General features: G+C 68.3%; 24 protein-coding genes. 19 read left to right on the top strand and 5 right to left on the bottom strand.

Annotation, left to right across the window (positions count from 1 at the left end; genetic code table 11):
* Nucleotides 1–12 precede the first annotated feature (12 nt).
* Genes H1Q64_RS24040 through H1Q64_RS24025 form a run of 4 tightly spaced genes read left to right on the top strand, consistent with a single transcriptional unit; the run spans nucleotide 13 to nucleotide 3,347 of the window.
* Nucleotides 13–882 (top strand): branched-chain amino acid ABC transporter permease, encoded by an 870-nt coding sequence (locus H1Q64_RS24040; RefSeq protein ID WP_237907051.1) that lies wholly within the window; start codon nucleotides 13–15, stop codon nucleotides 880–882.
* The gene (locus tag H1Q64_RS24035; protein WP_237907050.1) at nucleotides 882–1,895 is read left to right on the top strand and encodes a branched-chain amino acid ABC transporter permease; all 1,014 of its coding nucleotides are present in this window, start codon (nucleotides 882–884) and stop codon (nucleotides 1,893–1,895) included. Before H1Q64_RS24040 ends, H1Q64_RS24035 begins: the two co-directional genes overlap by 1 nt.
* Entirely contained in the window at nucleotides 1,892–2,650 is a 759-nt protein-coding gene (locus H1Q64_RS24030; protein ID WP_237907049.1) for an ABC transporter ATP-binding protein, read from the top strand. Before H1Q64_RS24035 ends, H1Q64_RS24030 begins: the two co-directional genes overlap by 4 nt.
* Entirely contained in the window at nucleotides 2,637–3,347 is a 711-nt protein-coding gene (locus tag H1Q64_RS24025; protein ID WP_237907048.1) for an ABC transporter ATP-binding protein, read from the top strand. Before H1Q64_RS24030 ends, H1Q64_RS24025 begins: the two co-directional genes overlap by 14 nt.
* Nucleotides 3,348–3,360: 13 nt before the next feature.
* On the opposite strand, the gene H1Q64_RS24020 is transcribed toward H1Q64_RS24025, so the two are convergent.
* The gene (locus H1Q64_RS24020) at nucleotides 3,361–4,428 is read right to left on the bottom strand and encodes a metal-dependent hydrolase (protein WP_237907047.1); all 1,068 of its coding nucleotides are present in this window, start codon (nucleotides 4,426–4,428) and stop codon (nucleotides 3,361–3,363) included.
* 30 nt (nucleotides 4,429–4,458) lie between these two features.
* Nucleotides 4,459–4,845 carry a response regulator gene (locus H1Q64_RS24015; RefSeq protein ID WP_237907046.1) on the bottom strand — a complete coding sequence of 129 codons (387 nt, stop codon included), beginning with the start codon at nucleotides 4,843–4,845 and terminating at the stop codon, nucleotides 4,459–4,461.
* A gap of 239 nt (nucleotides 4,846–5,084) precedes the next feature.
* On the opposite strand from H1Q64_RS24015, the gene H1Q64_RS24010 reads away from it, so the two are divergent.
* From H1Q64_RS24010 to H1Q64_RS23980, 7 genes are all read left to right on the top strand, one after another.
* The gene (locus H1Q64_RS24010; RefSeq protein WP_237907045.1) at nucleotides 5,085–6,818 is read left to right on the top strand and encodes a sensor histidine kinase; all 1,734 of its coding nucleotides are present in this window, start codon (nucleotides 5,085–5,087) and stop codon (nucleotides 6,816–6,818) included.
* Nucleotides 6,819–7,069: 251 nt separating this feature from the next.
* A complete protein-coding gene (locus H1Q64_RS24005) occupies nucleotides 7,070–7,279 on the top strand; it encodes a cold-shock protein (RefSeq protein ID WP_237907044.1) in 210 nt (69 codons plus the stop codon).
* Nucleotides 7,280–7,565: 286 nt separating this feature from the next.
* Nucleotides 7,566–7,769: a 30S ribosomal protein S21 gene (gene rpsU, locus H1Q64_RS24000; RefSeq protein WP_035673681.1), complete on the top strand. Its 204-nt coding sequence runs from the start codon at nucleotides 7,566–7,568 to the stop codon at nucleotides 7,767–7,769.
* A gap of 92 nt (nucleotides 7,770–7,861) precedes the next feature.
* The gene (gene infC / locus H1Q64_RS23995) at nucleotides 7,862–8,395 is read left to right on the top strand and encodes a translation initiation factor IF-3 (RefSeq protein WP_035673684.1); all 534 of its coding nucleotides are present in this window, start codon (nucleotides 7,862–7,864) and stop codon (nucleotides 8,393–8,395) included.
* 205 nt (nucleotides 8,396–8,600) lie between these two features.
* Complete coding sequence (locus H1Q64_RS23990) at nucleotides 8,601–9,743, top strand: efflux RND transporter periplasmic adaptor subunit (protein ID WP_237907043.1); 1,143 nt, start codon at nucleotides 8,601–8,603, stop codon at nucleotides 9,741–9,743.
* Between the two features lie 5 nt (nucleotides 9,744–9,748).
* Entirely contained in the window at nucleotides 9,749–12,892 is a 3,144-nt protein-coding gene (locus tag H1Q64_RS23985) for an efflux RND transporter permease subunit (protein WP_237907042.1), read from the top strand.
* Between the two features lie 59 nt (nucleotides 12,893–12,951).
* The gene (locus H1Q64_RS23980; protein ID WP_237907041.1) at nucleotides 12,952–13,521 is read left to right on the top strand and encodes a hemerythrin domain-containing protein; all 570 of its coding nucleotides are present in this window, start codon (nucleotides 12,952–12,954) and stop codon (nucleotides 13,519–13,521) included.
* A gap of 29 nt (nucleotides 13,522–13,550) precedes the next feature.
* Here the strand turns inward: H1Q64_RS23980 and H1Q64_RS23975 are convergent, their stop codons facing one another.
* A complete protein-coding gene (locus H1Q64_RS23975) occupies nucleotides 13,551–14,978 on the bottom strand; it encodes a sigma-54 interaction domain-containing protein (protein WP_237907040.1) in 1,428 nt (475 codons plus the stop codon).
* A gap of 275 nt (nucleotides 14,979–15,253) precedes the next feature.
* Between H1Q64_RS23975 and H1Q64_RS23970 the strand changes: the two genes are divergently transcribed.
* From H1Q64_RS23970 to H1Q64_RS23955, 4 genes are read left to right on the top strand one after another with little or no spacing between them, the layout of a single operon-like run.
* Nucleotides 15,254–16,165: a 3-hydroxyacyl-CoA dehydrogenase family protein gene (locus H1Q64_RS23970; protein WP_237907039.1), complete on the top strand. Its 912-nt coding sequence runs from the start codon at nucleotides 15,254–15,256 to the stop codon at nucleotides 16,163–16,165.
* A gap of 57 nt (nucleotides 16,166–16,222) precedes the next feature.
* Nucleotides 16,223–17,173 carry a 3-keto-5-aminohexanoate cleavage protein gene (locus H1Q64_RS23965; RefSeq protein WP_014198993.1) on the top strand — a complete coding sequence of 317 codons (951 nt, stop codon included), beginning with the start codon at nucleotides 16,223–16,225 and terminating at the stop codon, nucleotides 17,171–17,173.
* Nucleotides 17,174–17,220: 47 nt separating this feature from the next.
* Nucleotides 17,221–18,000 carry a 3-hydroxybutyrate dehydrogenase gene (locus tag H1Q64_RS23960; RefSeq protein ID WP_237907038.1) on the top strand — a complete coding sequence of 260 codons (780 nt, stop codon included), beginning with the start codon at nucleotides 17,221–17,223 and terminating at the stop codon, nucleotides 17,998–18,000.
* A gap of 41 nt (nucleotides 18,001–18,041) precedes the next feature.
* Nucleotides 18,042–19,256: an ABC transporter substrate-binding protein gene (locus tag H1Q64_RS23955; protein ID WP_237907037.1), complete on the top strand. Its 1,215-nt coding sequence runs from the start codon at nucleotides 18,042–18,044 to the stop codon at nucleotides 19,254–19,256.
* A gap of 203 nt (nucleotides 19,257–19,459) precedes the next feature.
* On the opposite strand, the gene H1Q64_RS23950 is transcribed toward H1Q64_RS23955, so the two are convergent.
* Entirely contained in the window at nucleotides 19,460–20,083 is a 624-nt protein-coding gene (locus tag H1Q64_RS23950) for a helix-turn-helix domain-containing protein (protein ID WP_237907036.1), read from the bottom strand.
* A 65-nt stretch (nucleotides 20,084–20,148) separates the two neighbouring features.
* Entirely contained in the window at nucleotides 20,149–21,585 is a 1,437-nt protein-coding gene (locus H1Q64_RS23945) for an FAD-binding oxidoreductase (protein WP_237907035.1), read from the bottom strand.
* Between the two features lie 219 nt (nucleotides 21,586–21,804).
* Between H1Q64_RS23945 and H1Q64_RS23940 the strand changes: the two genes are divergently transcribed.
* The 4 genes from H1Q64_RS23940 to H1Q64_RS23925 all read left to right on the top strand — a co-directional run bounded on the left by H1Q64_RS23940 (nucleotide 21,805) and on the right by H1Q64_RS23925 (nucleotide 26,023).
* Nucleotides 21,805–22,959 carry an alpha-hydroxy acid oxidase gene (locus tag H1Q64_RS23940; protein ID WP_237907034.1) on the top strand — a complete coding sequence of 385 codons (1,155 nt, stop codon included), beginning with the start codon at nucleotides 21,805–21,807 and terminating at the stop codon, nucleotides 22,957–22,959.
* A 372-nt stretch (nucleotides 22,960–23,331) separates the two neighbouring features.
* On the top strand, nucleotides 23,332–24,231 hold the full coding sequence (gene dapA, locus H1Q64_RS23935) for a 4-hydroxy-tetrahydrodipicolinate synthase (protein WP_237907033.1): 900 nt from the start codon (nucleotides 23,332–23,334) through the stop codon (nucleotides 24,229–24,231).
* A gap of 168 nt (nucleotides 24,232–24,399) precedes the next feature.
* On the top strand, nucleotides 24,400–25,254 hold the full coding sequence (locus H1Q64_RS23930; RefSeq protein ID WP_040137497.1) for a transporter substrate-binding domain-containing protein: 855 nt from the start codon (nucleotides 24,400–24,402) through the stop codon (nucleotides 25,252–25,254).
* A 106-nt stretch (nucleotides 25,255–25,360) separates the two neighbouring features.
* On the top strand, nucleotides 25,361–26,023 hold the full coding sequence (locus tag H1Q64_RS23925) for an amino acid ABC transporter permease (RefSeq protein WP_237907032.1): 663 nt from the start codon (nucleotides 25,361–25,363) through the stop codon (nucleotides 26,021–26,023).
* The last annotated feature ends 41 nt before the right edge of the window (nucleotides 26,024–26,064 follow it).

Below are 26,064 nucleotides of genomic sequence, written 5' to 3'. Positions count from 1 at the left end.
CTGGAGTTCCTGATGGAAACGCTTTTCGGCATCGTGGTGGACGGGGTCGCCTACGGGATGATCCTCTTCATCATCTCCGTCGGTCTGTCGGTCACGCTCGGCCTGATGCGCGTGGTCAACCTCGCGCACGGCGCCTTCGCCATGGTCGCCGGCTACGTCGCCTCCTACGCCGCGCAGGGGTTGGGCCTGCCCTACGCCGTGGGGCTGGTGGCGGCGATCCTGTTCACCGTGCTCGCCACGCTGCCGCTGGAGAAGCTGCTGTACCGGCGCATCTACGGCTCCGCCAACGAGCTGGCCCAGGTGCTGCTGACCATCGGCCTGACCTTCGTCATCGTCGCCGGGATCAACTACCTGTTCGGCCCCACGCTGAAGCGCATCCCGCTGCCGGACGCACTGCTCGGCACCGTGGCGATCGGGCCGAAGTCGATCCCGGTGCACCGCGCCTTCGTCATCGCCCTGGGGGCGGCGACCGTGCTGGGCCTATGGTGGCTGCTGGAGCGCACCGATTTCGGCATCAAGCTGCGCGCCGCCGTGGACGACCCGAACATGGCCGCGGCGCTGGGCATCCGGACGGAGCGCCTCTACACCGCGACCTTCGCGCTGGGCACCGGGCTGGCGGCGCTGGGCGGGGTGCTGGGGGCGGAGCTGCTGCCGCTGGAGCCCTATTACGCCATCCGCTACATCGTCCTGTTCCTGGCGGTGGTCGCCGTCGGCGGGGCGGGCAACATCCTCGGCTCGGCCGCCGCCGCCCTGGCATTGGGCATCGTGGACACCGCGGGCAAATACCTGATCCCGAGCTTCGGCGAGTTCTTCTTCTACGCCGCGCTGATCCTGATCCTGTTCCGCTGGCCCCACGGCTTCTTCCAGGGGAGGGCGGCCTGATGGGTGGACGTGACACGGGCGCGGTGGCCATCGATCCGTCTCCGCAGGTCGCGGCGCGCGGGCCCTGGTTCCGCCGGGCGCTCGGCGGGGCCGCGGTTCCGCTGCTGGCCGCCGCCGGGCTGGCCGCCTTCTGGCTGTTCCCCAACGATCTCGGCCTGATGACGCGGATCGCCGCGACGGCGCTGTACGTCCTGTCGCTCGACCTCGTGCTCGGCTTCGGCGGCATCGCCACGCTGGGGCAGGCGGCGATGTTCGGCGCCGGGGCCTACGCCGCCGGCATCGCCGCGGTGCATCTGGTGAGCGACCCGCTCGTCCTGCTCGCCGTCGGCGGTCTGGCCGGCGGTCTGGTCGCCCTGGTCACCGGCGCGCTGATCCTGCACGCGCGCGGCCTGACTCTGCTGATGCTGACCATCGCCGTGGTGCAGATCGTCCAGGAGGTGGTCAACAAGGCGCGCGACCTCACCGGGGGCAGCGACGGCCTGTCGGGCATCGAGCCGAGCCCGCTGTTCGGCCTGTTCCGCTTCGACATGTTCGGGCGCACCTCCTACCTGTTCGCGCTGGCGGTGCTTCTTGTCGGTTTCCTGGTGGCGCGGCGCATCGTCCGCTCGCCCTTCGGGCTGGCCTGCCGGGGCGTGAAGGAGGACCCGCTGCGCGTCGCCGCCCTGGGGGGCTCGCCGCGCCGCTATCTGGTCACGCTCTACGCCATCGCCGGGGTGTTCGCCGGGGTGGCCGGGGCGCTGACCGCGGTGACCAGCGGCATCGTCGGGCTGGACAGCGTCAGCTTCTCCTGGTCGGCGGAGGCGCTGGTCATGCTGGTGCTCGGCGGCGCCGGGCGGCTCGTTGGTGCCATCATCGGCACGGTGGCCTTCATGACCATCCATCACGTCATGGCCGCAATCGACCCCTTCCACTGGATGCTGTTCATCGGCCTGTTCCTGATGGGCACCGTGCTGTTCCTGCCGGGGGGCATCGCCTCGCTCGCCGACCGTCTCATCAAGGGGAACCGGGCATGACCGCGCTTCTCGACGTCCAGGGGCTGAGCAAGAACTTCGACGGGTTGCAGGTGTCGGCCGACATCACCCTGGCGCTTCATCCCGGCGAGCGCTGCGCCCTGATCGGGCCGAACGGGGCGGGCAAGACGACCTTCGTCAATCTGGTGACCGGCGTCCTGGCGCCCAGCTCCGGCACCATCCGGCTGGCCGGGCAGGACGTCACCCGCCTGTCGGCCCAGGCGCGGGTGCGCCTCGGCCTGATCCGCTCCTTCCAGGTGGCCCGGCTGTTCCGTTCGATGACGGTGCGCGAGCATCTGGAGCTGGCCGTTCTGGAGCGCGAGCGGCGGACCTTCCGCCTCTTCGCCTCGGTCCGGCGAACGCCGGGGCTGGCCGACGAGGTGGCCGGCCTGCTCGACGGCATGGGGCTGGTCCCGGTGGCGGGCACCACCGTCGGGGCGTTGGCCTACGGGCAGCAGCGTCTTCTGGAGATCGCGCTGGCGCTCGCGTTGAAACCGAAACTCCTGATCCTCGACGAGCCGGCGGCCGGCGTGCCGCATTCGGAAAGCCACCGCATCCTCGACGCGCTGGACCGTCTGCCGGCCGATCTGGCCGTTCTGATGATCGAGCACGACATGGATCTCGTCTTCCGCTTCGCCAAGCGCATCGTCGTGCTGGCGCAGGGTCGCCTGCTGTGCAGCGGCACGGCGCAGGAGATCACCACCGATCCGCGCGTCCGCGAGGTCTATCTGGGGAGCCGGGCCAATGCGCCGCACTGAAGGGACGCTGGAGATCACCGGTCTGACCGCCGGTTACGGCGAGACCCGCATCATCGAAGGGCTGACCTTCACCGTGCCGGCCGGCGGGCGGCTGGCCCTGCTGGGCCGCAACGGCATGGGCAAGACCACGACGCTGGCCACCCTGGTCGGGCAGACGACGCGGCACGCCGGCAGCGTCCGGCTGGACGGCGTCGAGCTGAGCGGCCTCAATTCCTCCGCACGGGCGGCGGCCGGGCTGGGCTATGTGCCGCAGACGCGCGACATCTTCCGCTCGCTGACGGTGGAGGAGAATCTGGTCACCGGGCTGAAGGGCCGGCCGCGCTCCGCCCTGGAGGAGGCCTACGCGCTGTTCCCCCGCCTGAAGGAGCGGCGGGGCAACGGCGGCGGCGCGCTCTCCGGCGGCGAGCAGCAGATGCTGTCGGTCGCCCGCGCGCTGCTCGGCCGGCCGACGGTGCTGCTGCTGGACGAGCCGCTGGAGGGCTTGGCTCCGGTGATCTGCGATCAACTGATGCAGGCTCTGGCGCAGCTGACCGTCACCCTGATCCTGGTGGAGCAGCAGGTGGACCGCGCCCTGGACTTCGCGCAGAGTGCGGTGATCCTGGAACGCGGCCAAGTTGTGCATGAGGGGGCGGCCGCCGATCTGCGGGACGACCACGCCCTCATGGAGCGGCACCTCGGCGTCGCTCTGGCGGTGTAACGGACCCGCGGGATCAGTCGGCGCTGACCGTCCGGTCCGCCGGACCCGTGCCGACGATGCGGACCCACAAATCCTGCCACGCCGCCCCCGACGCGTCCCGGGGCGTCTGGAAGGTCTCCACCGGACCCACCAGCCTCCCCGCCGGGTCGACGACGGCCCGGATGCCCCAGAAGCCGAGCGCCGAGACGCCGGGCATGCCGTAGCGATGGTCGAGCGCCTGGACCAGGGTGTTCCTGGACTCCAACGGCTGTTCGCGCCAGATCAGTTTCTCCATCGAGAACCAGCGGAAGACCTCGGCCTCCTGGGTCGCCGCGACCGCCTCGATGGCCGGCGAGCGGTGCCGCTCGAACCGCTCCCACTGGATGTCCCCGTCGCCCAGAACCGAGTGGAAGCCGACCAGCACGGCGTCCGGCGTTTCGGCCACCACCCGGCGCAGCACCGGCTGGAACAGGGTCGGGTAGGCCGTCACCCGGGCCATGCCGCCGGTCTGCGCCCGGGCGATCGCCTCGACGCGATCGTTGATGGCCCAGCCGCTGAGCGTGTAGGCCGTCACCAGGATCAGCGCCGCGCCCGCGATGTCCTGCGCCAGGGCCGCCCGCTTGCGGAGCGCGACGCCGGCCACCAGCGCGAACACCAGGATCAGGCTGTAGATCGGGTCGATGATCGGCATCGCGTTGATCGCGAAGCGCGTGGTGGTGAGCGGATAGAGCCACTGCGTGCCGTAGGACGTGAAGACGTCGATCACCGGGTGGGTCATCAGCGCCAGGATGGCAAGCCAGATCCAGGCGCGCCGCGCCTCGCCGTCACCCGACGGGCTGTCCGGACCATGGCGTCGGCGCTGCCAGCGCCAGACCAGCCAGCCGAGCAGCAGGCCGGCGACCGGGCCGAACAGAATCGAATGGGTCAGGCCGCGGTGATGGACCCAATTGGCGAAGGGGCCGCCGATCCAGCCGGCGGCCACGTCCAGGTCGGGGATCAGCGCGATGCCCGCGCCGACGGCCAGCGCTCGGCGACCCAGCCGGCGGCGGAAGCCGGCCTGCGCGACCGTGGCCCCGAGAAGCATTTGAGTGACGGTGTCCATGATCCTCGGTTGTGCCGTGACGCGCCGGGGTCAGGCGCCGGGGGCGATCGCCAGCATCCGCTTCAGCGCGTCCGAAATCTCCTCGACGCGCACCGGCTTCGGCATGATCGCGATGGGGTCCGGAAAGCTCACCTTCAGCTTTTCGGAAATCTCGCCGGTGGCGTAGCCGCTGACCACCACCACGGGCAAGCCGGGCTCCTCGCTCCGCAGGTTGCGGATCAGCTCGTCGCCGGCCATCACCGGCATCTTGAGGTCGGTGACCAGGGCGTCGAAGGAATCGTCCTGCCAGAGCTTCAGGGCCTCCTGGCCATTGAAGGCCGTGGTGACCCGGAACCCCTCGTCCATCAGGCCATGCTCCAGCGCCATGATCGCGATGGCTTCATCGTCGACCAGCAGGATGTGGCGGGGTTCGGTCATGGCAGCTCACCGTACAGAGTAAACACAGTCCTGGGTGCAGGACGATGTGGTCCAGCTCGAGGTACGATTGTAACCGGCGGCGCGATGAAAAACAAAGCTGAACGGGCTGTGGTTGTTTCCCCAGCCATTTCGGGGGGCTTCTAGCCCTTGTTCGTTCCGCGGGGATATGTGCATTCTTCCTGCTGGGAACCGGCACGGCGGCGCCGGGCGAAGCCTTCACCAACGGAAGATGCGCGACCTTGAAAATCGGCCTGAGGACGATGCTGATCGCTTGTCTGGGGGGTGTCGGGCTGGCCTTCACGGCCGGCACCGCCGCGATTCTGCAGGTCGAAGCCGGGGAGCGGCTCCAGCGTGTGATCGGTGGGCAGTTGCACCTCTACGCGGGCCAAGTCGCCGACAAGCTCGACCGCGGCATGTTCGAGCGCTACCGCGATCTTCTCGTCGTGACGAGCCTCGAAACCATCCGTGCGACCGACACCTCCCGCGATTCGCGGCGCGCCGTCCTTCAGAAGCTTCAGGACAGCTATCCGGACTATGCCTGGATCGGCTTCATCCGGCCGACCGGCCTTCTCGAGGCGGCGACGGGCCGTGTCTATGAAGGTATGGACGTGAGCGCGCGCGGATGGTGGAAGCAGGGGTTCGACCGCCCCTATGTCGGCGACGTGCACGACGCGGTTGTACTGGGCAAGCTTCTGTACGCCAACCGGATGGAGGTTCCGCGTTTCGTCGATCTGGCGGCGCCGGTGCGCGACGAGCAGGGGACTCTGACCGGCGTCGTCGCCGCCCATCTGAGCTGGGACTGGGCGTCGGAGGTCGAACGCTCCGTGCTCGGCCAGATTTCCGAGGACGCCGAGGTCGAGGCGATGATCCTCTCCGCCGACGGCACGGTGATTCTCGGGCCCAAACCCCTGGTGGGCAAGCCGCTGGTCTTCGCGTCGGCGCCAGGGCGGCGCGCGTGGGTCGAATCCTGGCCGGACGGGCGCCGCTTCCTGACGAGCGTGGCGCGCACGAAGGGCTACCGGGATTATCCCGGGCTGGGGTGGAGCGTCGTGCTCCGCCAGCCGGTCGATCAGGCGATGGCGCCGGTCGCGGAGCTGCGGAACCGGGTGATCGCCTGGGGGATCGCTGCCAGCCTGCTGGCGGTCCTCGTCGGTCACGTCCTGGCGACCTGGCTGTCGGCGCCCTTGCGCGCCATGTCCAGAGCCGTCGAAGCCGCGGGTCCGGACGGCGCGATGCCCGTCCTGCCGCTGACCGGCCGCTACACGGAGGCGGCCACGCTGTCCGGGGCGCTGCACGCCTACGTGAGCGACCTGCAGGAGGCGGACCGGCGGCTCCGCGGCACCGTCGCCGAGAAGACGGTGCTGCTTCGCGAAGTGCACCACCGCGTGAAGAACAACCTGCAGGTGATCTACGGCTTGATGATGGTGGAGATGCGCCGCCTGCCCAAGGGAGACCTGTCACGGGGCCGCATCGAGGCACTGGCCGGGCGCGTGACCTCGATGGGGCGCCTGCACGAGCAGCTCTACACCTCCGGCGACCTGATGAACGTCGATTTCGGAACGCATCTGCGCCAGCTCTGCGGCGCCCTTCAGGAGCTTCGCCCGAACGAGGCGATCACCATCCACCCTGACACGGACGACGTGTCCTGCTCCATCGAGCTCGCCACACCGCTCGGCCTGATCGCCAACGAACTCGTCGTCAACGCGCTGAAGCACGCCTTTCCGGAGGGGAGGGGCGGGACGGTCACGGTCCGGCTGCGGAAAACGGGCGACCGTCTGACGATGACCGTCGCCGACGACGGGATCGGCTGCCCGGACATGCCGCCCAAGGGGGGAATCGGCACGACGCTGGTCGACGCGCTGGTCCGGCAGGTCGGCGGCACCATCACCTTCGACGCCCGGTCAGGCTGCACAGCCACGGTCAGCGTTCCGTTCACCGCCGACGCGAACCGTCCCGTCGCGGTTCACGCGTGATGTGATCGCGACCTCGCCGTTGCAGACGCCCGCCAGCGTCCTGCATCAGCCCCATTCTTTTGCGGAAAACGGACGACACCGCTCAGTACTCGTTTGTAAAAGCCGAGAGGTCTTCCCACCTGGAGTCGATCAAGATTGTTTCGGGGCCTGCTGTCCTCAGCCATGGCCATCCGGTTTGGGTCTCTTTTCCCGAAGTGAATTTGATGCCTGCCCGATGTCGGGCGGGGCAACACCAGCAGGGGAACAGACCCATGGCCAACGGCACCGTGAAATGGTTCAACTCCACCAAGGGTTACGGCTTCATCCAGCCGGATGATGGTTCGGCGGACGTCTTCGTCCATATTTCCGCCGTCGACCGCTCCGGCATCGGCCATCTCGACGAAGGGCAGAAAGTGTCGTTCGAGGCCGTCCGCGACCCGCAGCGGGGCAAGGTTTCGGCCGAGGACCTGCGCGCGCTCTGAGCGCCGCATCCCCGGATTTCAACATAAGCCAACAGCGGCCGGCGGGCTTCGCCCGCATCGGCAATAGGATTCGCATGACCATCAAGCTTCCTTCGACCGGGACGGCACAGGCCGCCCAGCCTCAGCATCAACAGTCCGTTCCCGCGATCGAGCCGGCGTGGGCGCCGGGGTGGCCCCGCCTCACCCCGCGCGAGATTCGCCAGATCGTTCTCGACACTATGGGCTAACCGCTTCATCCGTATCGAGAAAGCCTTTCCACAGGAACCACCGCGAGGACAGCCGCCCTATGCTCGTTCAAGTCCGCGACAACGATGTGGGGGGCGCCCTGCGCGTCCTGAAAAGAAAAATGCAGCGCGAAGGGCTTTTTCGTGAGATGAAGCTGCATCGGCGTTACGAGAAGCCCTCGGAGCGCCGGGCACGGCAGGCGGCGGAATCGGTCCGGCGGCGGCGCAAGCTGCTGCGCAAGCGCCTACTGCGCGAGGGCTATTGACCGTGGCCGCCGATGCTTTAAATTGAGGGACGGCGTCAGGGCCGTCAGCACCCATTCCGGTTCCTCGCCGGACAGACCGTTGGAGACAGGACATAGCTAAACTCTACGATGCGGACCCGGTCCGCGAAGGCCCGCGCATCAATCGGGAAATCACGGCACGCACGGTGCGCCTCGTTGGTGCCAACGGTGAGATGATCGGCGTGGTCTCGCTGCGCGACGCCTTCGACGCTGCGGTCGAGGCTGAACTCGACCTCGTCGAGGTGGCCCCCCAGGCGGAGCCGCCGGTATGCAAGATCCTCGACTACGGCCGGTTCCGGTTCGAGGAGCAGAAAAAGGCCAACGAGGCCCGCAAGAAGCAGAAGATCATCGAGATCAAGGAGCTGAAGCTCCGGCCGAACATCGATGACCACGATTACGACGTGAAGATGCGGGCGGCGCGGCGCTTCCTCGAAGAGGGCGACAAGGTCAAGATGACCATGCGGTTCCGCGGGCGCGAGATGGCGCACCAGGATCTGGGCATGAACGTTCTGATCCGTGTGCGCGACCAGTTCGAGGACATCGCCAAGGTCGAGCAGATGCCCCGGATGGAAGGGCGCATGATGGTCATGGTCATCGCCCCGCGCTGACCGGCCGACGCGTTCGACAGTCTGTTTGACGGCATGGGGACCGCCCTTCGTGGGGCGGTCCCCATGCGTTTTCGGCCGCAGGTTTTCGGCCAAAGCGATCGCCCCAAAGCCGTCTCTTCTTTAGCAATCGTACTTTTCAGCGGCATCGCTGAACCCAATCGACTCGGCCCTGTTTAGAAGGCACGGTTGAACGGGAGCCCCCTCGATGCTGCGCCTTCGCCACGGCCTCGCCGTCTCGTGCCTGCTCGCCCTGCTCCCTTCGGGCGGGGTCCTGGCCCAGCAACCGGCGAATGCTCCGCCCCCCACCGTCACGACCGAGGTGGTGCGCGAACGGGACGTCACCCCAACCAGCGAGTTCATCGGTCGCGTCCAGGCGATCCAGGATTTCGAAGCCCGCGCCCGCGTCGAGGGCTTCATCGAGCAGGTGGCCTTCCAGGAAGGCCAGAACGTCACCAAGGACACCCTGCTCTACGTCATCGAGCAGGCCCCCTACCAAGCCGCCGTGGACAGCGCCAAGGCCGACCTCGCCCGCGCCCAGGCGACCCTGCGCGAGGCCCAACGGGCCTTCCAGCGCGCGCAGGAGTTGCGGACCCGCGGCAACATCTCCCAGGCCGACCTCGATCAGGCCCAGGCGGCGCAGGAGACGGCGGACGCCGACATCATGCAGACGCAGGCCAAGCTGCGGCAGGCGGAGCTGAACCTCGGCTACACGCGCATTTCTTCGCCCATCGACGGGCGCATCGGGGCCACCGCGATGACGGTGGGCGACCTCGTCAACCCGTCCAGTGGCCCGCTCGCCACCGTCGTCCAGCTCGACCCCATCCGGGTCGTCTTCTCGGTCAGCGACCGTGATATCCTGCAGGTCCAGCGCGCCGCCCCCGATCTCGCCTCGGCCGACGCGGTGAACCGCTTCGTGCCGGCCCTGCGGCTGGCCGACGGCTCCGAGTACGAGCAGAAGGGCAAGGTCTCCTTCGCCAGCAACCGCATCGACCCGCAGACCGGGACCATCCCCGTCTACGCCGACTTCGCGAACCCCAAGGGATTTCTGCTGCCCGGCCAGTATGTGACCGTCCTGATCCGCCCGGCGCAGACCGAGCGGCAGCCGGTGGTGCCGGTGTCGGCCATCCAGCAGGACCAGCAGGGCAGCTACGTTCTGGTGCTCGACCAGCAGAACCGGGCGCAACGCCGCCCGATCGAGCCCGGGCCGCAGCTCGATCAGGTGATCGCGGTGCCCAAGGGCGTCCAGGTCGGCGAGACCATCATCGTCGGCGGCGCCCAGAAGGTCCGCCCCGGCATGATCGTGCAGCCCGAACGAGCCCCCCAGACCGCCCAGCAGCCGCGAGGATAAGGCCCATGTTTTCCGGCCTGTTCATCCGGCGCCCGAACCTCGCCATCGTCATCGCGTTGGTCGTGACCATCGCGGGGGCGCTGGCCATCCTGGCCATCCCGGTGGCGCAGTTCCCGCCGATCACGCCGCCCTCGGTGCAGGTCTCCGCCACCTATCCCGGCGCCAACGCCCAAGTCGTCGCCGACAGCGTCGCCGCTCCGATCGAGGCACAGGTGAACGGGGTGGAGGGCATGCTCTACATGTCCTCGACCAGCACGGACACCGGCGCCTACACGCTGTCGGTCACCTTCGCGCAGGGCACCGACCCGGATCTGGCCCAGATCAACGTGCAGAACCGCCTGTCGCTCGCCACGCCGACCCTGCCGACGGAGGTGTCGCGGCAGGGCGTCACGGTGCGCAAGCAGTCGTCCAACATGCTGATGGCTGTCAACGTCTTCTCCCCCGGCGGCCAGTTCGACCCGATCTTCATCTCCAACTACGCCAGCATCAACCTGCGCGACGCCATCGCGCGGGTGCCCGGAGTCGGCGACGCGCAGGTGATGGGCGCGCTGACCTATGCCATGCGCGTCTGGATGGACCCGAACCGCATGACGGCGCTGGGCATCACCGCGGCGGACGTGGTCGCAGCGATCCAGACCCAGAATCTCCAGGCCTCGGCCGGGCAGATCGGCGCCCCTCCCGTCCCCGACGGCCAGCAGCAGCAGCTGACCATCCTCGCCCGCGGCCGGCTGGACGACCCCAAGCAGTTCGCCGGCATCATCGTGCGCACCAACCCGAACGGCGGCGTGGTGCGGCTGGGCGACATCGGAAGGGTGGAGCTGGGGGCGCAGAGCTACGGCTCCACCGCCAAGCTGGACGGCGACCCGGCGGCGACGCTGGTCGTCTACCAGTCGCCGGACGCCAACGCGCTGGACGTCGCCAAGGCGGTGCGGGCGGAGCTGGACCGGCTGTCCGGCCGCTTCCCGGAGGGGCTGGACTACGCCGTCGTCTTCGACACCACCAGCTTCGTCAGCGCGACGATCGAGGAGATCGTGCTGACGCTGGGCATCACCTTCCTGCTGGTGGTGGTGGTCATCTACGTCTTCCTTCAGGACTGGCGGGCGACGCTGATCCCGACCTTGGCGATCCCGGTGTCGATCATCGGCGTCTTCGCGGTGCTGCTGGTGCTGGGCTACAGCGCCAACACCATCACGCTGTTCGCGCTGGTTCTGGCGATCGGGTTGGTTGTCGACGACGCCATCGTGGTGGTCGAGAATGTCCGGCGCGTGATGGAGGAGCATCCCGACCAGCCCGCCCCCTCGGCCAGCCGCATCGCCATGGAGCAGGTGACCGGGGCCATCGTCGCCTCCACCCTGGTGCTGGCCGCGGTGTTCGTTCCGGTGGCCTTCCTTCCCGGCATCACCGGCCAGCTCTACCGCCAGTTCGCGGTCACCATCACCACCTCCTTCCTGATTTCCGGCATGGTGTCGCTGACGCTGACCCCGGCGCTGTGCGGCCTGCTGCTGCGCCCGCCGACCCGGCCCTGGCGCCCGCTGGCCGCCTTCAACCGCGGGCTGGACGGGGTGCGCGACCGCTACGGCGGCCTCGTCGGCTGGCTGTCGCGCAAGCTGGTGATCGGGATCGCCGTCTTCGCCCTGCTGACCGCCGGGGCCTTCCTGTTGCTGCGCGGCCTGCCCACGGCCTTCCTGCCGTCGGAGGACCAGGGGTATTTCTTCGTCAATGTGCAGCTGCCGAGCGCCGCGTCGCTCAGCCGGACGGAGGCGGTGATGACCGACGTCACCGAGCGGCTGCGCGCGACGCCGGGTGTGGCCCATGTGATCTCCATCGCCGGCTACAGCATCCTCAGCGGGGCGGCCTCCAACGTCGGCCTGCAGATCGTCGTGCTGAAGCCGTGGGGGGAGCGGGGGGCCGCCGAGACGGTGGACGCGCTGCTGGGGCGGCTGAGGCCGCAGCTTGCTGCGGTGCCGCAGGCGACCATCGCCGCCTTCAACCCGCCCTCCATCCCCGGCCTCGGCAGCACCGGCGGGTTCCAGCTCCAGGTGCAGGCGCTGGGCGGGCAAACCGCACAACAGCTCGGCGCCGTGCTGCGCGGCCTGCTGGTCGCCGCCAATCAGGACGCGCGGCTGTCGGCCGTCTTCAGCACCTTCAGCCCCGACGTGCCGCACCTGTTCGTCGACCTCGACCGCACCAAGGCGGCGCTGCTCGGCGTCTCGCCGGGCGACGTCTTCACCACGCTGCAGTCCCATCTCGGGTCGCGCTACGTCAACGACTTCAACCTCTACGGCCGGGTCTTCCAAGTCCAGGTGCAGGACGCCGCGGAGTACCGGGACGAGGTGGCGGCCATCGACCAGCTTTATGTGCGGAGTTCGTCGGGGGACATGGTGCCGCTGCGCAGCATCGTGAGCATCCGTAACACGCTGGCCCCCGACAGCCTCGTCCGCTACGACCAGTTCCTCTCCGCCTCGGTCAACGGGAACGCCGCCCCCGGCGGCAGCTCCGGACAGGCGCTGGCGGCGATGCAGGAGGTGGCGAACCGCACCCTGCCGGCGGGCTACGCCACGGAATGGACCGGCTTGTCCTATCAGGAAAGCCGCATCGGCAACCAGACGGTCATCATCTTCGGGCTGGCGGTGCTGTTCGGCTATCTGTTCCTGGTGGCGCAGTACGAGAACTGGCTGATCCCACTGGCCGTGCTGCTGTCCATCGCCATCGCGGTCCTGGGGGCCGGCATCGGCCTGAGCGTCGCCGGCATCGCCAACGACGTCTACGCGCAGATCGGGCTCGTCCTGCTGGTCGGCCTTGCCGCCAAGAACGCCATCCTGATCGTCGAGTTCGCGCGGGAGCAGCGCGCCGCCGGCCACCCCATCGTCGAATCCGCGGTGATGGGTGCCCGCCAGCGCTTCCGCGCGGTGCTGATGACGGCGCTGGCCTTCATCCTGGGGGCGGTGCCGCTGCTGGTCGCCACCGGCGCCGGGGCGGCCAGCCGGCGGTCCATCGGCACGACGGTCTTCAGCGGCATGACCGCGGCGACGCTGGTCGGCATCATCTTCGTGCCGGTCCTGTTCGTCGCCTTCCAGCGCCTCACCGAGCGGCTGGTTCCACACCGACCTCCGGCGGACGTGCCTGCGCAGACATTTCCGGCGGAATGACCCGGCCCGGTCCCTGTTGGACGTCGGACACACCCATGGACCCGGGAGGCACGGACATCATGAGCAGGAGAGGAAGGGACCTTTGGTCCACAAGCGGCCTGATCGCCTTCGCCAGCGGTGCCGCCGTGGCGATCCTCGCCAGCCGCCTGCTGCCGCCGGTGGTCGCCCAGGCCGCCGGGACGACGATGGCGCGCGACCCGTTCGACGCCCTGATGGACGACCACCGCCACATCCTGACGCTGCTCAACGCGATGGAGCGGACGCACACCGGCGAGACCTTCCAGCGGACGCAGTTGCTGCTCCGTCTGAAGCGCCGCCTCGCCGCGCACGCCATGGCCGAGGAGGACGTCGTCTACCCCCTGCTGCACGACCATGCGCATCAGGAGGCCGACGCCCGGCACCTCTACGGCGAGCACGCCGACATGAAGATGCACCTGTATGCCCTCGAACAGATGCCGAAGGACGATCCCGCGTGGCGGCGGCGCGTCATCGCGCTGAGGCAGCTGATCGCGGAGCATGTCCAGCAGGAGGAGGAGGTCGATTTCCCCAAGCTGCGGAACGCGTTGGACCAGCGGGAGACGGTCCGGCTGTCGGGCCATGTGCAGCGGGAGAAGGCCCTGCTGCTGTAACGCTGCGGTCGGGCAGGGCGGTGCGCCGGCTAAGCCTCCGTCTCCGCGGTGATGCCGTGCTTGCGCAGCTTCGCGTAGAGGTTGGTGCGAGACAGGCCGAGGCTTCGCGCGGCCTCCAGCTTGTTGCCCTGCGCGTCCTCGAGCGCGGCGAGGATGAGGGAGCGTTCCAGTTCGTCCATGCTGTCGGCGAGGGGACGCTTGCGCGCCGGCGACGCGGTGGGCCGGGCGGCGGCTCCGGGAAGGATGTCGGCGAAGTCGTCGGCCAGGATGCGCTCGCCGTCGGTGCGCACATAGACCTGCTCGATGACGTTGGCCAGTTCGCGGACGTTGCCCGGCCAGTCGTGCCCACGCAGCGCGTCGAGCGCCGCGGGGGTGAGGTCGCGCATCGGCTGGTCGAGGCTCACCGCCATCCGTTCCGAAAACAGCGAGGCGAGGATTTCCAGGTCCTCCTTGTGGTCGCGCAGCGCCGGAAGCTGGATCGGGAAGACGTTGAGTCGGTAGTAGAGGTCCGAGCGGAAGGTGCCGTTCCGCATCATCTCCGGCAGCGGCCGGCTGGTCGCGGCGATGATGCGGACATCGACCTTGATGACTTGGTTGGAGCCGAGCGGCTCGACCTCGCGCTCCTGAAGCACGCGCAGCAGCTTGGCCTGAAGCGGCAGCGGCATGTCGCCGATCTCGTCGAGGAACAGCGTGCCGCCATGCGCGAGCTGGAATTTTCCGGGCCGCGGCTGGCGGCCGGCCCCGGTGTAGGCGCCCGGCGCGACGCCGAAGAACTCCGCCTCCAGCAGGTTTTCGGGAATCGCCGCCACGTTGATGCCGACGAAGGGACGGTCGACCCGATCCGAGGCGGCGTGGATCGCCTGCGCCACCAGCTCCTTTCCGGTCCCCGTCTCGCCCAGCACCAGCACCGCCGAGTTGATCTGGCCCGCCTTGCGCACCAGCCGCTTCACCTGGAGCATCGCCGGGCTGAAGCCGACCAGGTTCTCGACCGAGTATTTCGGCGCCCGGCTGGCTGCGAGTTCCTGCTCCATCCGCGCGAGCCGCGATTGCAGCTTGTTGAAGCGCTCGGCGATGGGGCGGAGGTAGGTCAGGCTGTTCTTCAGGGCGAAGGCAAGGGCGCCGATGATCTCCCCCTGCTCGTCGCGCAGGGGCAGGCGGCTCACCAGCAGCGTGTGCTCCCCATAGCGCATGATGTCGAGCGGGAAGGAGCGGCCGGTCTCCACCACGTCGCGCATCTGGCTGTGCGGGATGACCCGTTCGATGGGCTGCCCCACCACCTCGGTGAGGGAGCGGATGCCCAGCAGCGCCTTGCGCTTGTCATCGAACCAGACGTGCTTATCATTGGACCAGACGATGCGTGCGTCCTTGTCGACGAGGATGGCGCCGTCGATCATCTCGTCGATCATCACCATCAGCGCGCGCGCCGCCGCGAAATGCTCGTCCCGTCCTGCCGCCATGGCCCGCCTCCCGTCGCGTCGTTTCTGTCAATATTCTGAACACGTTTTGTCAAAATTCAGCACACGACGGAAGCCCTGAGGCGCAGGCTCACGGCGGCAAAGGGCTCAAATCCGCAGGCAATCCGCCCGCTGGCTCGACCGAAGGACCTCCATACCAACAATTCCCATGGCTGGCACGCCCCTTGCTTTGATTGCGGGAAGAAAATATGTGCGACGCGAACAATTGGACGGACAGCCATCGCGTCGGCGCAAGGCAGGGGGGACGCGACAGAGGCATGACGCAGCAGCGTATTGGAATCATCGGCGCCGGGCTGATGGGGCATGGGATCGCCCAGGCGTTTGCCGTCGCCGGGCACCCGGTCGACATCCACGAGCCCGATCCCGACCGCCGGGCCGGGATCGTCGGACGGGTCCGCGGCAACCTTGAGAGTCTGGGAATGGACGCCGCCGCCGCGGACCGGGTTCGGCCCTGCGGATCCCTGGAGGACGCGGTCGGCAACGCGGACGTCGTCATCGAAGCGGTCCCGGAGGATCTGTCCCTCAAGCAGCGGGTCTTCCTGGCGGTCGAGACCGCCGCCCCGCCTCATGCGCTTCTGGCGAGCAACACGTCGGTGATCCCGATCACCCGGATCATGGAACCGCTCCGGGACAAGAGCCGCGCCCTGGGCACCCACTGGTGGAACCCGCCGTACCAGATCCCGCTGGTCGAGGTCATCCAGACCGCCGATACCGACGACGCGGCGGTCGCTGCGATGATCGCGCTGCTGAGCGCGATCGGCAAGACGCCGGTGCATGTCCGCAAGGACGTTCCCGGCTTCATCGGCAACCGCCTGCAACACGCGCTCTGGCGCGAGGCCATCGCGCTCGTCCAGAACGGCGTGTGCGACGCCGAGACGGTGGACGCCGTGGTCAAGGCCAGCTTCGGCCGCCGCCTCGCCGTCCTGGGTCCGCTGGAGAACGCCGACCTCGTCGGCACCGACCTGACCCTGGCGGTGCACGAGCATGTCCTGCCCGACCTCGACCGGACGCCGGAACCGTTGCCCCTGCTGCGCGACCTCGTCGCGTCCGGGCGGCTGGGCATGAAATCCGGCGCCGGCTTCCGGACCTGGACGGAAGCGCAGCGGACCGAGACCCACGCCCGTCTGGCGGCCCACCTCCAGCGGCTGGACAGCGTCGAGCGCGGGTGACCGCGCGCCGTTCATACCGTCCTTCCTTTCGAACCGAACCCACACAGAGACTGTCCCATGGCCGCACCACAGAAGGCACCACAGAAGAAGGTCATCATCAGCTGCGCGTTGACGGGGTCAATCCACACCCCGACCATGTCGGACGCGCTGCCGGTGACGCCCGATGAGATCGTCGAGCAGGGCGTCGGCGCCGCCGAGGCCGGTGCCGCGATCCTCCACCTGCACGCCCGCGATCCCCGGACCGGGCAGCCGACGCCGGACCCGGCGGTGTTCATGCAGTTCCTGCCGCGCCTCAAGCAGTCCACCGACGCGGTGCTCAACATCACCACCGGCGGCTCGCTCAACATGACGGTGCAGGAGCGCCTCGCCGCCCCGCTCCAGGCCCGGCCGGAGATGTGCTCGCTCAACATGGGCTCGATGAACTTCGGCATCTTCCCGCTGGCCGACCGGTACCAGGGCTGGAAGCACGACTGGGAGGAGCCCTATCTGCGCAGCACCGATGACTTCATCTTCCGCAACACCTTCCGCGACATCGCCTATATCCTGGAGCATCTGGGCGAGGGCTGCGGAACGCGCTTCGAGTTCGAGTGCTACGACGTCGGGCACCTCTACAACCTCGCCCACTTCGTCGATCGGGGGCTGGTGAAGCCGCCCTTCTTCGTCCAGACGATCTTCGGTATTCTCGGCGGCATCGGTGCGGAGCAGCGCAACCTCGTCTTCATGCGCGAGACCGCCGACCGGCTGTTCGGGACGGATTACGAATGGTCGGTGCTCGCCGCCGGCCGTCACCAGATTCCCTTCACGACCATGGCCGCGGTCATGGGTGGCAACGTCCGGGTCGGTCTGGAGGACAGCCTGTATCTCAGCAAGGGCCGGCTGGCCCGGAACAGCGCGGAGCAGGTGGCGAAGATCCGCCGGATTCTCGAAGAGCTGTCGCTGGAGGTCGCCACCCCCGCCGAGGCGCGCGCCATGCTCGCCCTGAAGGGTGCCGATCAGGTGGCCTTCTGAACCGCGACACGCCACGGACATCCATGACGCCCGAAAGAAGGAAAGAGATGCGAAACAGAAACGCTGTCGTCACCGGCTCCACCACCGGCATCGGACTGGCGACCGCCCGCGAACTCGCCCGCCAGGGCTGCCATGTGATGCTCAACGGCTTCGGCGACCGCGCGGAGATCGACCGGCTGTGCGCGGACATCGCGGCGCAGAGCGGCACGAGGATCGTCTATTCGGGGGCCGACCTCAGCCGGCCGGAGGAGGCCCGCGCCATGATGGCGGAGGCCGCGGCGGCGCTCGGCCCCATCGACATCCTGGTGAACAACGCCGGGGTGCAGCATGTGGCGGCGGTGCACGAGTTCCCCGACGACAAATGGGACCTGCTGCTCGCGGTCAACCTCAGCGCCGCCTTCCACACCATCAAGGCGGCCCTTCCCGCGATGCGGGAGCGCCGCTGGGGGCGCATCGTCAACACGGCGTCGGTCCTCGGCATGGTCGGCGCCCCGCACAAGCCCGCCTATGTTGCGACCAAGCACGGCATCATCGGCCTGACGAAGTCGGTGGCGATCGAGGTCGCGGAGCACGGCATCACCTGCAACGCGGTGTGCCCCGGCACGGTGCTGACCCCGATCATCGAGAAGCAGATCGCCCAGCAGGCGCAGGTCACCGGCCTGCCGGAGGAGCGAGTCCTCCAGGCGGTGTTTCTCGACCGCATGCCGACCGGCCGGCTGATTCCGCCGGAGGAGGTCGCCGCCACCATCGCCTTCCTGTGCTCCGACGCCGCCGCGTCGATCACCGGCACGGCGATCCCCGTGGACGGCGGCTACACGACACATTGAGTCTCCAACCACCAAGAAAACAACACCTTAGGGAGTGAACCATGCGCAGCACCCGTCTTGCCGGCCTTCTCGCCGGAGTCGCCTTCGCCGCCCTGGCGTCCGGCACGGCCCAGGCCCAGATGTCGGACAACGTCATCAAGATCGGCATGCTGTCCGACCGGTCCGGAATCTACGCCGACATCAACGGCGAGGGCTCGGCGGTGGCCGCGCGGCTGGCCGCCGAGGAGTTCGGCAACGCCATCAACGGCACCAAGATCGAGATCATCGTCGGCGACCACCAGAACAAGGCGGACATCGCGGCCAACCTCGCGCGCCAGTGGATCGACGTGGAGAAGGTCGATGTCGTCGCCGACGTACCGAACTCGGCGGCGGCGCTGGCCGTGCAGGGCATCACCAAGGACAAGAAGCGCATCTTCCTGATGTCCGGCCCCGGCTCCACCGATCTGACGGGCAAGGACTGCAGCCCCTACGGCTTCCTGTGGACGTGGGACAACCACGCGGTGGCGTCCTCCACCGCCCGCGCGCTGGTCGAGCAGGGCCGGAAGAGCTGGTTCTTCATCACCGCCGACTACGCCTTCGGCCATTCGCTGGAAACGGAGGCCGCCAACACCGTCAAGCAGCTCGGTGGCACCATCAAGGGCAGCGTCCGCCATCCCCTGGCGAGCTCGGACTTCTCGTCCTTCCTGCTGCAGGCCCAGGCCTCGGGCGCGGAGGTGGTCGCCTTCGCCAACGCCGGCGGCGACACCATCAACGCGGTCAAGCAGGCCGCGGAGTTCGGCATTCCCCAGGGTGGCCAGACGCTGGCCGGCCTGCTGCTGAACGTCAACGACATCCACGCGCTGGGCCTCGACACCGCGCAAGGGCTGATGCTGGCGAACTCCTTCTACTGGGACATGAACGACGAGACCCGCGCCTGGTCGAAGACGTTCGAGGAGCGGACCGGGCGCAAGCCGTCGATGAACCAGGCAGGCGTCTATTCGGCGGTCAAGCATTACCTGAAGGCCGTTCAGGAGGCCGGCACCGACGATGCGGACAAGGTCGCCGCCAAGATGCGCAGCATGCCCATCACCGACATGATGATGAAGGACGCGAGGATCGCCGACAACGGCCGGATCTTCAACGACATGTATCTGGCGCAGATCAAGACGCCGGGCGAGTCGAAGGCAGCCTGGGACTACTTCAAGATCCTCAAGACCATTCCCGGCGAGCAGGCCTACATCAACCCGAAGGACAGCGGCTGCCCCCTGGTAAAATGACGGTGGAGGGGGGCGAGCTCGCTCCCCTTTCGACTTTCGGTCGTTCCGCGCGGGATCGGTCGTACAGGCCTCTTCTCGGGTCGGACGCCATACCATGGGCGGATGATGGCTTCCATCATCCGCCCACGGTCAAACCCGACAGATCAATGCGATAGCATTGACTGAAAGGGTGATACGGACGAAGCCTTCAGGCGCCGTCCGTATCACTGGTACTTGGCGTAGACCCAGAGAACGCGTGCGTCCTCGTCACCCTCCGACACCCAGAGATGGGGCGTGCTGGCGTCGTAATACATGGAATCGCCGGCTTCCAGCCGCAGCGGCTCGTAGATCTGGCTGTGAACCACCAGCGTGCCTGAGAGGACGTGGAGGAACAACTCCGCGTCGTACTTGGCCCATTCGGGATAGGCGTCGAGCGAGCGGGCGACGACGGTGGTCATGATCGGGCTCATGACCTTGTTCGTCAGGTCCGGGCAGAGCCAGGCGTTGTTGCAGGTGCCGGTCGGGAAGGGGCGGCCCTCCCCCGACCGCGTCACCGAGCGGCGGCCGGCCACGCGCAGCGCCGGGGTCTGCCCGCCGATGATCGCCGCCGCGTCCATGTCGAACCCGCCGGCGATCTTCTGGAGGGTGGTGACGGTCGGGGACAGCTCGTTCCGCTCGATCTTGGACAGGGTGGACACCCCGACCCCGGTGCGGTCGGCCGCTTGCTGGAGCGTCAGCCCCAGCCGCTTGCGCAGATTCTTCAGCCGGACGCCAAGGTCCAGCTCTCCGTCCGCCCCGCTCTGGGAAGGGGAGGAGGAGGCCGCGTCGGGCCGGTCAATCACATCCATTGCGTCGTCCGCCGCCGGTCGTGTCGCGATTCGTCGTACATGCTTGGTCGTCAGGGCGGGCCGCTTCATTGAGGTTCCTCGAACACCAGAACCTTTCCAGGATTCATCATATGGTCAGGGTCCAGCAACGCTTTGATCTGCGTCATCAGCCGATAGCGCGTCGGGTCGATGGAGCGGGCGAGCCGTTTGCGGTTGCTGAGGCCGATCCCGTGCTCCGCGCTGATCGAACCATCGCAGGTGAGCGTCGCGGTGTCGACAATCTCGTTGATTTGCCCCGCCGTCGCCTCAAACTCGGCGCGGGAGGGAAAGGCGTCGTGGTCGAAATGGATCACAGCGTGGAGGTTGCCGTCGCCGACATGGCCGACGAACAGCAGGCGCGCCTGCGGGAAGGCGGCGCGCACGCCGCGCTCCGTCTCCGCCGCGAAGTCGTCGAGCCGGTCGAGCGGCACCACCGTGTCGTAGGAGACGCTGATTCCGGCAACCTTGTTTGCCTCCGACACCGAATGGCGCAGGCGCCACAGCGCCTCGCGCTGCGCTTCGCTCTTGGGGATCACGGCGTCGGCGACGAGGCCGCGCTCCAGCGCGTCGGCAAGGCAATCCTCAAGAATTGAGGCCAGATCCATGGCGGCGAAGCTGTCCTCCGCCTCGATCAGCACGTACCAGGGGTGCGGCTCCGCGAAGGGCAGGGTGCAGCCGGGAATGTGGTCGAGCACGAGCTGCATCTGGGAGTGCGACATGACCTCATAGGCGCTGACCCGGTCGCCGAGGCGGGAGCGGACGGCGGCCAGCAACTCCAGCGCCTTGTCGAGATGCCCGGCGCCGGCCATGGCGGTGGCGTTCGCCTGCGGCTGCGGGAACAGCTTCAACACCGCCGCCGTGATGATCCCCAGCGTGCCTTCCGCCCCGATGAACAGGTGGCGCACGGCGTAGCCACTGTTGTCCTTGCGCAGCCGTTTGAGGTCGTTCATCACCGAGCCGTCGGGAAGCACCACCTCCAGTCCCAGCACCATGTCGCGCATCGGGCCGTAGCGCAGCACCGCCGTGCCGCCGGCGTTGGTCGCGATGTTGCCGCCGATCTGGCAGCTCCCCTCCGCCCCCAGGCTGAGCGGGAGCAGGCGCCCGGCCTCCTGCGCGCGGGCCTGCAGGTCGGCCAGGATGCAGCCGGCCTCCACCGTCATGGTGTTGTCCAGCGCGCTGACCTGCCGCACCCGGTTCAGCCGGTCGAGCCGCAGCACCACCGTCTCCTCCGAGAAGGGTGTGGCGCCGCCGCACATTCCGGTGTTGCCGCCCTGCGGCACGATCTTCCCGCCATGCTCGCGCACCAGCAGCACGGTCGCCGCCACCTGTTCCGTGTCCGCCGGATAGACGGCGCACAGCGCCGTGCCCTCGTAACGGCCCCGCCAGTCGCGGGTCAGCGGTTCCAGATCCGCCGCCTGCGTGACCACATGGCGCTCCCCCAGGAGCGTGCGCAACGACGTCAGCAGAGCCTGTGGGTCACGCATCGGGCAGATCCTTGTGGCTTCGGGCCGGGGTTCGGGTTCCGGGGCGGAAATCGGTGAGGCGGACAATCGGCCGGGACGATCGAACGTTGACGATACTGTTTCGTCATGTCTAGCATACGAAAAATTGTTCCCGAAAAGATAATTTTTGTCGGAGCAGCACCCAATGGGCATAGCCTGCGAATCGTGCGATGCATGCGTCCTTCCCTGGAAACCGGGGACATGGCGGTGACCGCGTCGCTCAACATCGCCGAGGCCCGGCAACGGGCACGGTCCCGCCTCCCTCGCGGCCTGTTCGAGTACATCGACCGCGGCACTGAGGACGAAACCGGCATCGCGACGAGCAAAACGGCGCTCGACAGCCTCGTCTTCAAGCCGCGCGTGCTGGTGGACGTGTCGAAACGCGACGCCACCACCCGCCTGTTCGGGGTGAGGCAGCCCATGCCGCTGGTCGTGGCGCCCACCGCCGTGGCCGGGCTGGTCTGGTACGACGGCGAGGTGGAACTGGCCAAGGCCGCCGCCGCGGTCGGCATTCCCTTCTGCGTTTCCACCCAGTCCATCACCTCCGTGGAGCGGATCGCCGGGGAATCCGGGGCGCGGCTGTGGTTCCAGCTCTATGTCTGGCGCAGCCGCGAGCGCACCCGCGAGCTGGTGCGGCGCGCCGAACAAGCCGGGGCGGAGGCGCTGGTCCTGACCGTGGACACCGCGGTGACGCCCAACCGCGAATACAACATCCGCAACGGCTTCGGGATTCCGATCAAGCCGTCGCTGCGCGCCGGGCTGGACTGTCTCGCCCACCCGCGCTGGCTCGCCGGGGTCTTCGGCAAGTATCTGCGCAACGGCGGCGTGCCGACCTACGCCCACTATCCCGACGAGTTCCGCACCGCGCTGGGCCGGGTCGCCGTCGGCGACGAGATCAGCCTCGCCCAGGACGTGGGGTGGGACGACGTGCGGAGCTTGCGGGACGCCTGGAAGGGCAAGCTGATTTTGAAGGGCGTGCTGCGCACCGACGACGCGGAGAAGGCCGCCGAACTGGGCGTGGACGGGATCGTCGTGTCCAACCACGGCGCCCGCAACCTGGATCACGCCATCCACCCCGTGCGCTGTCTGGCGGACATCGCCGAGCGGGTCGGCGACCGGGTGACCGTTCTGGCCGACAGCGGGGTGCGGCGCGGCAGCCACGTCGCCGGCTATCTGGGGCTCGGAGCGCAGGGCGTGATGCTTGGCCGTGCCGTTCTCTACGGGCTGGCCACCGACGGGGCGGCGGGTGCGCAGGCGGTGCTGGAGATGGTCCGGCGCGAGCTTCTGACCACCATGGGCTTCCTCGGCGCCCCGACCGTGGCCGACATCGCGGGGACGGTGGAACGGCCACGTTGACGTGTGTTGGCGCGCCGGATTTTATCGTATCGTCACTTTTCATCCACGAAACGATTTGTTGTTGCAGCAAAAGGAAAAATAGGGTCACATCTTCCTTGTCGGAAGCGGACGGGGCCGGATCGAGGTCTCACAAGGGACGCTCCATCGCCCCCGTTCCCTCCGGCCCCCACCCGAGCGTTGATCCGGGTGCGGGTTCAGGCACGGATTTCCGGCGGCGCGCCGGTCTTTGTCGATTTCATCGGACTCGTTTCATCGCGCTTCTTCCGATCGTCCCGAACCGGCTTCCCGCATCGCGGGGGCGAGGCCGCCCCGCGGCCGCAGCACACCGTCACGCCAGCCTCAAATGCCACGCTTAGGAAATCCGAGGACCCCATGGCACTCACCCATTCGGAGATCGGCGGCCTCTACAGCGCCATCGTCACGCCGCTGACGGTCGACGGTTCCGTCGACACCGTCGGCCTGAAGCGGCTGGTGCGGCACCAGCTCGATGCCGGGGCGTCCGGCGTCGTGCCGATCGGCGGCACCGGCGAATATCCCGCTTTGTCGCGGGACGAGCGCAAGCGCGTCGTCGCCGCCTGCGTGGAGGAGGCCGGCAGCAAGCCGGTGATCCCCGGCGTGCTGTCCACCGGCTTCCAGGACGCGGTCGAAGCCGGGCGCGACTTCGCCGCTGCCGGGGCCGCCGCGGTGATGACCGTCACCCCCTACTACGCCGCCGGCACCCAGGAGGGCATGCGCGCCTATTTCCGCGCCTACCGCGACGCGGTGGACCTGCCGGTCATGCTGTACCAGATCCCGCGCCGCACCACCGTGGCGGTCACCGCCGAGGGCGTGCAGGCGATGGCGGAGGACGGCTCCATCATCGGCATGAAATTCTCCTCCTACGACATGCCGGAATTCATCAAGACGATGAAGTACGCCGGCGAGAAAATCTCCGTGCTGAGCGGCGAGGAGCCGCTGTTCGCCACCCACGTCGCGCTGGGCGCGCGGGGCGGGGTGCTGGCCTCGGCGACCATCTACCCGAAGATCTGGCTGCGCATCTTCGAACTGGCGCACGCCGGCAAGCTGAACGAGGCGCTGGCCGAGCAGACCCGGATCGACCCGGTGGTGAATTCCATCTTCCTGGAAACCAACCCCGGCCCGCTGAAGGCCTTCATGGCGATGGCCGGCATGCCGGTCGGCGGGGTGCGGTTGCCGCTGACCGCGCCGACCGCCGAGACCACCGAGAAGCTCCAGGCCGTCGCCCGGCACGCGCGCGATATCGCGCTCGCCTGACGGCCAAAAGGAACACTTCGGGCGCTCTTTCCCCCGGAAAGCGCCCCAACAACGCGAAGCCGCGGCGGCGGCCGGTCAACGAACACGGAATGGCCTGAAGACACGTCACGACACACACGTCACGACACATCCGGTCGGACAGCCCGACGGACCACAAGGGAGACGGACATGGTGAATCGCAGGGAACTGGCCGGGTTTCTGGGCGCCGGCGCGGCGGTCGGGGCTTTCGGGGCCACCATGGCGGCGGGCATCGCCCCGGCCGCGGCGCAGGAGGGCGGCAGCTCCTTCGACCGGGTCCTGAAGGCCAAGAAGCTGCGCATCGGCGGTGTGGCGACCGGCGCCCCCTGGATCATGAAGGACCAGACGACCGGCCAGTGGTCGGGCCAGTTCTGGGACATCGGATCGGCGCTCGCCGCCGACATGGACGTCGGCATCGAGGTGGTCGAGACCACCTGGGGCAACGCCATCCTCGACCTCCAGGCCAACAAGATCGACGTCATGTTCGGCATGAATCCGACGCCGAAACGCGCCCTGGCCGTTGACTTCACGGTCCCGGTCTACAACAGCGCCCTGGTCGTCATCGCCAAGCCGGGCTTCGAGCCGAAGAGCTGGGCCGACATGAACAAGCCGGAGGTGAAGATCGCGGTGGACGTCGGCTCCGCCCACGACCAGGTGGCCAGCCGCCTCTGCCCGAACGCCCAGCTCATCCGCTTCAAGTCGCTGGACGAGGCGACGCTGGCCGTGCGCAGCGGCCGGGCCGACGCGCAGTCGATCTTCTGGATGGGCGGCGTGCGCGCGGTGAAGCGCGACCCGTCGCTGGGCAAGGTGATCGTGCCGCGCCCGATCTTCGGCTCCACCTCCAACGCGGCGGTGCGGCGCGAGCCGGACAAGACCCTGCGCGACTTCGTGAACACCTGGATCGTCTACGCCCAGGGCCTGGGCCTGATCCGCGAAGCGGTGGTGAACAGCCTCGCCAAGGTGGACATCGCCATGAGCGACATCCCCGAAGGCATCACCTTTTAAAGGCCCCGTCGACGGATCTGTCGACGGACCTGGGTTCCGATGGCGCACGGCGGCCGGCCCCGCGGGGATTCGGCCGCCGTTCCGAAGTTTTGCAAGCAGGCCCGCCATGTACACCTTCAACTTCGAGATGCTCTGGGGATACCGCTGGCTGTTCCTCAACGGCACGCTGGTCACCATCGGCCTGACGGCCGCCGTCGTCGTGCTGGGCCTGCTGCTCGGGCTGGTCGGCGGGCTGGCCCAGCTCTCGCGCTTCGCGGTGCTGCGCTGGATCTCCTGGGCCTACATCGAGCTGTTCCGCTGCACGCCCCTGCTGGTGCAGCTGCTGTGGTTCTACTACGCGCTGCCGATGCTGACCGGCATCCAGATCGACGCGGTGACGGCCTCCGTCCTCACCCTGTCGCTCTACGGCGGTTCCTTCTACGCGGAGGTGATCCGCGGCGGCGTGGTCTCGATCGAGGCGGGGCAAACGGAGGCCGGGCTGGCGCTCGGCCTGACGCCGGCCAAGGTGATGCGGCGCATCGTGCTGCCCCAGGCGATCAAGCGCATGATCCCGCCGCTGATGAACCAGTCGATCATCCAGTTCAAGAACACCTCGCTGGTCTCGGTGGTGGCGGTGCCCGACCTTCTCTACCAGGGGCAGGTCGCCGCGACGGACACCTTCCGCCCGCTGGAGGTCTACACCATCGTCGCGCTGATCTACTTCGTCGTGCTGGTTCCCCTGACGGCCATCGTGAAGCGGGGCGAGAAGCAGCTCCAGACGGGTCATTGAGGTCCGGACCATTGACGCTCCCCCGGCGATCCAACGCGAGA

The organism is Azospirillum brasilense, assembly GCF_022023855.1.
GTDB classification, from domain to species: domain Bacteria; phylum Pseudomonadota; class Alphaproteobacteria; order Azospirillales; family Azospirillaceae; genus Azospirillum; species Azospirillum brasilense_F.
Note: the sequence above shows the minus strand (reverse complement) of the source record. Positions and strands in the feature narration are given on the sequence as shown.